This window comes from Phytohabitans maris (assembly GCF_031085175.1).
Lineage (GTDB): Bacteria > Actinomycetota > Actinomycetes > Mycobacteriales > Micromonosporaceae > Phytohabitans > Phytohabitans maris.
Genome location: NZ_JAVHUY010000048.1, coordinates 70,414 through 79,972, shown reverse-complemented (window position 1 = coordinate 79,972; position 9,559 = coordinate 70,414). Strand labels below are relative to the sequence as shown.

Here is a 9,559-nt window from a genome sequence, read left to right as displayed (position 1 = left end):
TCACTCGAAGACGTCCAGCGGCAGCGCCGCGGACACCAGAACGTTCGGAATGTTGACGACCGACGAAATATGCAGATCCGCCGCCACACTCACCAGCACGTACGCCTGCTCCCGACTCAGCCCCCGATACGCCACCAGATGATCGACCAACTCACCAAGCGCATTCGCCGCCGCGAGCCCGACGTCCATGAACCGGTTCTCCCCACCCGCCGTCACCGGCACCCCCGTCGTAGCCACATACTCCCGCGTCGACCGCTCCCGGAACCGATACATCGGCGCACCCGGCAACCCCGGCAACTCCCCCCGCTTACGCAACCCGATCCGCAACACCGCCCGAGCAGCCATCTCGATCGCCACCCCGCAACTCTCCCCATCACCCTGCGCGAAATGCGGATCACCAACAGACAGCAACGCACCCGGAACCTCGACCGGCAACTGCACACTCGACCCACCAGTCAGCCGGCGGATATCCATGTTCCCGCCGTTCTCCCGCGGCGGCACCGTCCGAACAGCCACCGCCGACAACACCGGATCCGACGGCACCGCACCCCGCGACTCCGGCAACATCACGAAAGCACCCGTCGCCGCCAACGCCGCCTCCCGCCGCGCGAACCCCGCCATCCGCTCCACCGAGGGCGCCACCCCGATCACACCCAGAAACGGATCACCAGCAACCGCGATGCCCGGCAACTGCGCCGACCGCGCCACACCACCGGCCAACTCCCACTTCGCCAAAAAATGCCCGGTAAACCGATCCGCCAGCAGCCCGAGGCCGGGAAACAGCAAAGTGAACCCGAAATCACTGGCCCGCACCTCCAAGATCTCCACATCCAACAAATCACCCGGCTCGGCACCCTCGACATAAATCGGACCCGTCAACGGATGCCCCCGCGTCACATCCAACGCGACCACATCCTCAACCCCACTATGCGGCCAAATCTGGAAATCCAAACCGTCCCGCATATCCACATCCACGACGTCACCGGGCACGACCCGCAACGTCGGCTCAATCCCCGGATGCCACCGGTTATGACCCCGCCGATGATCCTCGAAAAGCGAACGAGACAGATCCAGCTCGATCCGATGAGTACTCATCCATGCCCCAAACGGTCACCCTCGGCCTCACGCCGGCGGATGATCAGCATCCGACGGCAGAGAAACGCCAACTGCGCCAACTGCGCCAACGGTCGCCGCCGCGCTCACCGCAGCGCGCAATGCTGTATACCCACGACGATACGGCCTCTACCCACGCCGGCGGGGACGGAGCACGTGCGTACTCCCGTTCGAAGCGCGGCGAGGCCGCCCAGGAGCGAGCGGCGCGGTCACCGGCGATCCCGTTCGCGTCGCCATCCCCTGCCGCGCTACCGGAAGGCGGCGTGGCCGGTGAGCGCCTGGCCGACGACGAGCGTGTGCATCTCGGCGGTGCCCTCGTAGGTGAGCACCGACTCCAGGTTGTTCATGTGCCGGATGACCGGGTACTCCAGCGAGATCCCGTTGGCGCCCAGCACGGTGCGGGCGGACCGGCAGATCTCCAGCGCCGCCCCCACGTTGTTGAGCTTGCCGAGGCTCACCTGCTCCGGCCGCAGGACGCCCGCGTCCTTGCGCCGGCCGAGGTGCAGGGCCAGCAGCACTCCGGTGGTGTACCGCAACGCCATGTCGCTGAGCTTGCTCTGGGTCAGCTGGAACGCGCCGATCGGCCGCCCGAACTGCTCCCGCTCGCCGGCGTAGCGCAGCGCCGCCTCGTACGCCGAACGGGCGGCGCCCATCGCGCCCCAGACGATCCCGTAGCGGGCTTCGTTCAAACAGGACAGTGGTCCGCGCAGGCCGTGCGCCCCGGGCAGCACGGCGCCGGCCGGGAGCCGCACGGAGTCCAGGATGAGCTCGCCGGTGACCGAGGCGCGCAGCGACATCTTGCGTTTGATCTCGGTTGCCGTGAAGCCGGGGGTGCCGGCCGGCACGACGAAGCCCCGGATGCCGTCCTCGGCGTGGGCCCAGACCACGGCGACGTCGGCGACGCTGGCGTTGGTTATCCACATCTTCCGGCCGTCGAGGATCCAGTCGCCACCGTCGCGCCGGGCCCTGGTCCGCATGCTGGCGGGGTCCGAGCCGGCGTCCGGTTCGGTCAGGCCGAAGCAGCCGATCGCGTCGCCGGCGGCCATCGGGGGCAGCCAGCACCGCCGCTGTTCCTCCGAGCCCCAGCGGTGGATCGCATACATCGCCAGCGAGCCCTGCACCGAGACGAGCGAGCGGATGCCGGAGTCGAGGGCCTCCAGCTCCAGGCAGGCGATGCCGTACTCGGTGGCGCTCATCCCGGCGCAGCCGTAGCCGGCGAGGTGCATGCCGAGGACCCCGAGCTCGCCGAGGCTCTTCGCCAGGACCCGGATGTCGGGCACCTCCCCCGCCTCGTACCAGTCGGCGATGTACGGCGCGATCCGTGCGGCGCCGAGCCGCCGTACCGACTCCCGCACCGCCTTCTCGTCGGCGGTCAGCAGGTCGTCGACCCCGGCCGGGTCGAGCGGGTCGAGCGTCATCGGGGATCCCTTCGACGAGCCGAGATCTAGTGGAAGGCCCGGTTCCAGGCGTCGACCCAGACCTGCCGCTGTTGCATGAACCGCGCGACGAAGTCGGGATCGGAGTACAGCGCGGTGAAGTCGGTCAGCACGTACTGCGCCACCGCCGGGTCCTGCTTCATCGCGGTGCCGATGCTCGGCTTGGTGGGGCTGTAGATGAGCTTGGTGGTGAGCGGCAGCATCGCCTTGCCGTCCGCCGAGAACAGGGTGTTGATCAGCGCTTCGGCCATCGCGGTCTTCTTCGTACCGGCGACGATCTGCGGGCCGGTCGCGGCCTGGATGTAGGTGTAGGTCGCGGAGCCGACGCTGAGGTTGAGCGGCGCGAACCGGACCGGCGCGCCGGACTTCGCCAGGCCGTTGCAGCGCCCGTCGGACGAGATGACCGCGCTGACCTCTCCACTTTGGACCATGTCGTCCGCCTCGGAGGTGGCGCCGTACAGCTTCAGGCCGGGGAGCTTCTTGAGCTGGTCGATGACGACCGACGGGTTGTCCAGCGGGGCACCGTAGTGGGCGGCCAGCGCCGACATGGTCAGGTTCCAGCGGGAGTTGGTCGGCTGCGGGAAGGCGACCGCGCCGAGCCGCGGGTCGAACCAGTCCTCGAAGCGGTTCAGCTCGGTGACGCCGAGCTTGCCCAGCCGCGACTGGTTCACGCAGGCGCCGACGACCCAGACGTAGCCCGCCGGGCCCAGGTCGGGTACCGCGTACGCGCTGGGCGTGACGTCGGCGACGTTGGGGATGCGGGACCGGTCGACCTTCGCGAAGACCTCGTCCCGGGCGGCGTTGTAGAGCGTGGGGACGTACATGTCGAGCACGACGTCCACCGGCGGTGTGCCGCCGCGGGCGGCCAAGAGCTGGGTGAGGACCTCGTCCGGTCCCTGCTCGACCCACTCGATCTTCGCGCCGGTGGTCGACTCGAAGAGCTGGCCCAGGCCGGCGCGGGCGCCGTCGGCGAGCCCACCCGGCGTCACCGACACGGTGATGGTCTCTGCGTCGAACTTGCAGTTGTTTTCGGCGGTCACGGCGCCGGACGGCAGGGCGCAGGACGATGCCTGGTCCGCGCCGGCGTCGCCGTCGCCTCCGCAGGCGGCGAGCGCCAGCAGGAGGGCGGCGGTGCCGACCGTGTTGACGGTATGGTGGCGGCGCCTGCGCGCCGTGGTCGGTGTTGTCATGAGCGAGGCCTCCTCGGGCGGATGCGCGCCGGCGTACCGATGTCGCCGGCGAACCAGGTGGTGAGCCGCGGGGATGGCAGAACGGTACGAGGACCGGCCGGTCTGGACCATGGACACGCGGTCGCGATGTGCCGCCGCCGCTGGACAGGGTGTCAGTGCGGCCGCGTGGCGACGCTGTCACCGGCGATGCGGCCGAACGCGATGCACTCGGCGATGTTTCCGCCGCCGGAGGGGTAGAGCATCCCGTACACGGAGCCGAACTCGCCGGCCGAGTACAGCCCGGGGATCGGCTCGCCGGTGACCCGCATGACCTGGGCGTCGGCGTTGCGGCGCGCGCCGCCCTGGGTGTTGGGTCCGCCCGGCCACATCCGCACCGCGTAGAACGGGCCGTCGCTCAGCGGTACGAGCGTGCGTGGCAGCCGGCCGAACTCGTCGTTGCCGTCGCGGCAGCCGGCGTTGTAGCTGTCGACGGTGCCGCGCAACGCCTCCCGGTCCATGCCGCACTGGTCGGCGAGCCCGTCGAGCGTGCCGGCCCGCCGGATCCAGCCGCGTTCCACCTCGGCGTGGTTGTCGTCGGACCACCGGATCTCACCCAGCGGCCCGCCCGGGCCGTAGAAGTCGGGCACGAGGCGGCCGCGGGCGAACCGCGCCTCGTCGAACACCCACCAGCTCGGGATCTTCGGGTAGAGCAGCCGGTGGCTGTCGAAGTCGGTCACCTCGTAGTAGAGCGTGTGGGTGCGGTACAGCTCGTTGGTGAACCGGCGGCCGTAGCGGTCGACGAAGATGCCGCCGGACACCCGCTCGCCGGCGACGTCGACCGCGACGTCGTCAGCCACCCGCAGGGGACCCGCCGCGCGGCGGCCGGTCCCGGCGCCGGTACCGAAGTCGCCGTACAGGATCTTGATCCCGCTCATGCCCTCGATCCCCCACAGGTCGAGCGGCACTCCGCCGGGATAGCCGGAGTCCGGGAAGTGCCCGACGAGGCGGGCGGCGCAGGCGTTCATGTGCCACAGGTCCGCGCCGACCTCCATCGCCATCCGCACCCCGTCGCCGGTGTTCTCCGGGTTTCCGTAGAAGTGCGTGGGGAAGGCCTTGAGGTAGGTGAGCTTCATCGACGGGTCGAACTCGAAGCCGCCGCAGGCCAGCACGACGCCGCGGGAGGCGCCGAGGTCGGTGGTGCGCCCCGCGGCGTCCCGCACCCGGACCCCGGTGACCCGTCCGGCCGCGTCCTCCAGCAGCCACTGGGCGCAGGCGCCGTACATGACGTCGATCGGCCGTTCGTGGGCCAGCCCCTGCAGGAACTCGTAAAGGCCGTATCCCCATCCCCGGGCGCCGGTGCCGGGGTGCTCGCCCATGTCCGGCTTGTAGATGCTGATGCTCTCGAAGCCCTCGATGAACTCGTGCTCGCCGTGGTCGGCGACCTGGACGACCGTCCCGCCGTTGCCGGTCAGCCAGCGCACGTTGTCGGCGGTGGCACCCGCCCAGGCCCGCACCACCGCCGGGTCGGTCTCGGCGACCTCGCCGTTGAGCCGGACCAGCTGGTTCATGTAGTGGGTGGCGGCGTCGACGTCGCTGGGGCACAGGAACAGGCCGCCGGAGAAGCGGCTGTTGGGTCGCCGCCGGTCGGCGGGCTGCTTCTCCAGCACCAGGACCTCGCGGCCGTGGTCGGCCGCGGTGAGCGCGGCCACCGCGCCGGCGTTGCCGAATCCCACCACGACGACCTCGACGGTCCGGTCGAAGCTTCCGGTCTTGAACACGCGGTCCTCCCTACTTTCCGGGCGACAACAGGGCGAAGACGTCGCGGACGTCGGGCTCCCGCTCGATGGCGAGGATCCGCTCCGCCAGCTCGCGCGAACGGGGCGCCGGCAGCGCGTCGCACGCGTTGACGCGGAACTTCTCCAGCACCTGCCGGTCGGTCATCGGGTGCTCCGGAGCGCCGCGCTGGACGGGTACCTCCGCCCGGAAGCTCCGGCCGTCGGCCAGCACCACCTCGGCCCAGCCGGGGAAGGCGTCGCGGGCGGCGGGAAACTCGGCGACCTCGTACCGCACGCGGCGGGCGAGGGCGCGCACGGCCGGGTCACCGAGGGCCTCCTCGATCGTCGCGTGGTCGAGGCGCCCGCGCAGCAGCCGGATCGCGAGCGCCACCGGGAGGCTGAACTTCACGTGGTACGCGGTGCGCGCGGCGCGCTTGTCGGCGAGCGGTTCGAGCACGATCGGCACGGCCGCGGACGGCACGCCGACGACGATCTCCGCGACCCGGTCCGGTGCCGCCCCGCAGGCGTCCAGGGCGGCCGCGGCGGCGTCGACGGCGGCGTGCATGAGATGGCAGACCGGGTACGGCTTCGGGGCGATGCGCGCGCTCTCCCACACGGTCCCGAGGGTGTCCACGGCCGCCGCGAGCGCCGTGCCGGACCCGCCGGCGAAGGCCGCGACCACGCCGAACCGTCCTTCGAGGACACGCCGCGGGCCGGTGACGCCGTACCGGGCCAGCTCGACGGCCTCGATGCCGTTGCGGGCCGCCACGGCCGCGTTGACCGGCTTGGCCTCGCTGCCGTCGTCGAGGCATTCGAGGATGCCGGCGGCCATGCTGCCGGCCACGCCCAGCGCGTGGACCGTCCGGCCCGGCGGCAGGGCCTCGAGGCCGGCCGCGGCGAGGGCGGCGCCGAACACACCGCACACGGAGGTGGGGTGGAAGCCGCGCGCCTGGAACCGGCCGGGCGCCGACAGCCCGATCCGCGCCGTGGCCTCGGTCGCCGCGACGACCGCGCGGAGCAGGTCCGCCCCGGAGCGGGCGTGCGCCTCGGCGGCGGCCACCGCGGCCGGGACGACGACGGCGCTGATGTGGGCGGAGGCACCGCTGTGCGTGTCGTCGTAGTCGAGGCCGTGGCAGAGCATGGCGTTCGCGAACGCGGCGGGGGCGGCCTCGACCCGGCGGTGCCCGCCGATCAGGGAGCAGTCTCCCGCTGCGGCCCGGTCCCGTACGAGGTCGCGGGCCGCGGTCGCCACCCCGCGGGCGGACGCGGCCAGCCCGCAGCCGATGGTGTCCAGGATGTGCAGCGCGGTCGAGCGGCGCACGGGCGCGGGCACGTCGGCGAGCCGGAGCCGGCTGGCCCAGGCGACCAGCCGCGCCGACGCGGTGACGGCCGGCCCGGTCACGCCGGCCTTGGGTACGGGGGCTGCGCGGCGGCGTTCCGGCCCGCGATCCGGCCGTAGACGATGCCCTCGCTGACGTTGCCCGCGCCCGGGTACAGCGTCGCCCACATGGAGCCGAGCTCGCCGGCGCTGAACAGCCGCGGGATCGGCGATCCGTCCGGCCGCAGGATCCGCGCCCGCTCGTCGCGGCGCGGTCCGCCCTGGGTGTTGAACAGGGCCGGCCAGACCGGGATCGCGTAGTACGGGGGCGTTTCCAGCGCCGCCATCCGGGACACCGGCCGGGCGTGGTCGTCGCCGCCGCAGGCCGCCGCCGCGTTGTACCGGCGCGCGGTCTCCACGAGAGTGTCGGCCGGAAGCCCCGCCTGCCCGGCCAGCTCCTCGATCGTGCCGGCGCGCCGGATCCAGCCCTTGGCGATCTCCGCGCTGTTGTCGGCGCTCCACGGGTACCGGCGGTTCTCGCCGATCTCCAGCAGCGCCACCCGTCCGGCCAGCCGGGTCCGCTCGTCGAACACGATCACGCTCGGCAGGCGCGGCAGGTCGCCGGTACGGGTGTCCGGCACGAGCAGGACCTGCGCCGCCGCGTGGTTTTCCACGGCGGTCTCGTCGACGAAGCGCCGGCCGGCCTGGTCGACGACGAAGAAGCCGTACGCCGGCATGAGCGCCAGGAAGGCGGCGTCCTCGCCGTCGAACTTGTACCCGAACGTGGAGACGACGCAGTTCATGTGCCACAGGTCGGCGCCGGCGGCCTGTGCCATCCGGATGCCGTCGCCGGTGTTGCGGCCCGGTGGCGAGAGCGCCGGCAGGTGTACGCCGACCGCGTCGCGCAGCAGTTCGCCGCCGTAGTTGTAGCCGCCGCAGGTGAGGCAGACGCCGCGCCGGGCGATGACGCGCCGCGCCCGGCCCTCGTGTCGCACCTCGACCCCGTACACGGTGCCGTCGGCGTCGATGAGCAGGCGGTGTGCCGGGGCGCCGGTCAGCACGGGGATGCCCCGCCGGTCCACGTTGCGGGACAGGAACGCCCACAGCGACTCGCCGCCCTGCTCGCCCGCCTCCGCCGGGACGCGCAGGCGCAGCCCGATGCCGTCCGATCCGGGCAGGTTGGGGTACGCGCTGCCCTGCTTGCGGTGCGGGAAGATCGGCTCCCACATGGCGAACGAGACCAGCTCCGAGCCGTTGGCCCGAAACCAGCCGTCGAGTTCGCCGAGGCCGTCGACGAACGTCTCGACGAGCGCGCGGGGCGTACGGCCCTTGGTCAGCGCCAGGTAGTGCTCGATCGCCGCGTCGCGCCGGGCGACGGAGCCGATCGATCCGGCCGACTCGCGGGTGCTGCCGCCACCTTCGGGCATCTTCTCCACGATCAGCACGTCGGCGCCCCGGTCGTGTGCCTCGACGGCCGCGGCGGCACCGGCCCCGCCGAAGCCGACCACGAGCACGTCCGTGACGATGTCCGGGGCGGTGCCGGCGCTCACTGGAACGTCCTTCGCCACGCGTCCACCCAGGCCGCCCGGTTGCGTTCCAGGTCGACGAACGTGTTGGCGTACAGCACGTCGAAGTCGGTCCACGCGTAGGGTGCCAGCTTCGGGTCGTTCTTGACGATCTGCTGGACGCTGGGCTGGGTCGGGTCGTAGATCAGCGAGGTGATCAGGGGTTTGAGCGCCTCGGCGGTGAACAACGTGTTGATCAGGGCCTTGGCGAGCTCGACCTTCTTCGACCCGGTCGCGATCTGCGGTCCGGTCAGCGACTGGATGTAGTCGTAGCTCTTGCCGTCGATGCTCAGGCCGAGCGAGCCGAACGCCACGTCGGCGCCGTTCTCCTTCATCGCGGCGCAGCGGCCGTCCGAGGTCACCACGGTGCCGACATCGCCGTTGAGCAGCATCTGGTCCGACTCGGACGACGCCGCGTAGAGCTTGAGCCCGCGGATCTGCCGGATCCGGTCGACGGCCTTCTGCGGCTCGTCGAACCCGACGCCGAAGTTCTTCGCCAGCGTCCCCACCGTGAGGTCCCAGCGGGTGTTCTCCGGGGTCGGGAAGCCGACGCCGAGGTCGCTGTCGAACCACGGGTCGAGCGTCTTCGGCGCCCCGCCGGGCAGGGCCGCGGCCTTCTTCGCGTCGTAGCACTGCCCGATGCGGTAGAACCAGGTCGCGGCGCCGTACCCCTCGATCGCGAACGCGTTCGGCGGCACCTCGGCGTAGTTCGGGACGCTGGCCGGGTCGATCTTCTGGAAGGCGCCGTTCTCGACCGCGCTGGTGAGCACCGGCGGAAACGAGTCGAGCACGACGTCGACCGGTGGGGTGCCGCCGGCGGCCGCGAGGATCTTGGTCACCGAGACGTCCGGCCCCTGCGCCACCCAGTTGATCCGGGCGCCGGTGGTCTTCTCGAACAGCGGCCCGAAGGCGGCCTTGTACCCGTCGAGCAGCCCACCCGGCGTCGCCGACACGGTGATCTCCTGCCCGGGGTACTTGCAGTTGTTGGCCTCGGTGACCGGGCCGCTCGGCAGCGCGCAGGGGGCGCCCGCCCCGCCGTCGCCGGCCGGGTCGTCGCCACCTCCCCCGCAGGCCGACGCCAGCACGGCCGCGGCGAGCAGGGCCGTGCCGAGCCGGGCGGACGTCCCGGATCTGGTGCGCCTCATCAGTTCTCCTCTCCAACGACCGGTTGCGACCGGGTTTC

The 9,559-nt window shown here is 71.8% G+C and carries 7 protein-coding genes; all 7 read right to left on the bottom strand.

All coding sequences use genetic code 11. The features are described 5' to 3' along the window. Positions 1 to 1,095, bottom strand: a complete 1,095-nt coding sequence (locus RB614_RS36110; RefSeq protein ID WP_308717190.1) for an acetamidase/formamidase family protein — start codon at positions 1,093 to 1,095, stop codon at positions 1 to 3. Between the two features lie 266 nt (positions 1,096 to 1,361). Next, positions 1,362 to 2,531 carry an acyl-CoA dehydrogenase family protein gene (locus tag RB614_RS36105; RefSeq protein WP_308717189.1) on the bottom strand — a complete coding sequence of 390 codons (1,170 nt, stop codon included), beginning with the start codon at positions 2,529 to 2,531 and terminating at the stop codon, positions 1,362 to 1,364. Positions 2,532 to 2,557: 26 nt separating this feature from the next. After that, positions 2,558 to 3,739 carry an extracellular solute-binding protein gene (locus tag RB614_RS36100; RefSeq protein WP_308717188.1) on the bottom strand — a complete coding sequence of 394 codons (1,182 nt, stop codon included), beginning with the start codon at positions 3,737 to 3,739 and terminating at the stop codon, positions 2,558 to 2,560. Between the two features lie 152 nt (positions 3,740 to 3,891). Further along, positions 3,892 to 5,496, bottom strand: a complete 1,605-nt coding sequence (locus tag RB614_RS36095) for an FAD-dependent oxidoreductase (protein ID WP_308717187.1) — start codon at positions 5,494 to 5,496, stop codon at positions 3,892 to 3,894. A 10-nt stretch (positions 5,497 to 5,506) separates the two neighbouring features. Then, entirely contained in the window at positions 5,507 to 6,895 is a 1,389-nt protein-coding gene (locus RB614_RS36090; protein ID WP_308717186.1) for an MmgE/PrpD family protein, read from the bottom strand. Further along, positions 6,892 to 8,361, bottom strand: coding sequence for an FAD-dependent oxidoreductase (locus RB614_RS36085; protein WP_308717185.1), 1,470 nt, complete (start codon positions 8,359 to 8,361; stop codon positions 6,892 to 6,894). Before RB614_RS36085 ends, RB614_RS36090 begins: the two co-directional genes overlap by 4 nt. Then, positions 8,358 to 9,521 (bottom strand): extracellular solute-binding protein, encoded by a 1,164-nt coding sequence (locus tag RB614_RS36080; RefSeq protein WP_308717184.1) that lies wholly within the window; start codon positions 9,519 to 9,521, stop codon positions 8,358 to 8,360. Before RB614_RS36080 ends, RB614_RS36085 begins: the two co-directional genes overlap by 4 nt. Positions 9,522 to 9,559 lie beyond the last annotated feature (38 nt).

What these genes read in the sequence shown, in the direction of transcription:
- RB614_RS36110 (WP_308717190.1), bottom strand. Translation starts at nt 1,095, where the DNA reads ATGAGTACTCATCGGATCGAGCTGGATCTGTCTCGTTCGCTTTTCGAG.
- RB614_RS36105 (WP_308717189.1), bottom strand. Translation starts at nt 2,531, where the DNA reads ATGACGCTCGACCCGCTCGACCCGGCCGGGGTCGACGACCTGCTGACC.
- RB614_RS36100 (WP_308717188.1), bottom strand. Translation starts at nt 3,739, where the DNA reads ATGACAACACCGACCACGGCGCGCAGGCGCCGCCACCATACCGTCAAC.
- RB614_RS36080 (WP_308717184.1), bottom strand. Translation starts at nt 9,521, where the DNA reads ATGAGGCGCACCAGATCCGGGACGTCCGCCCGGCTCGGCACGGCCCTG.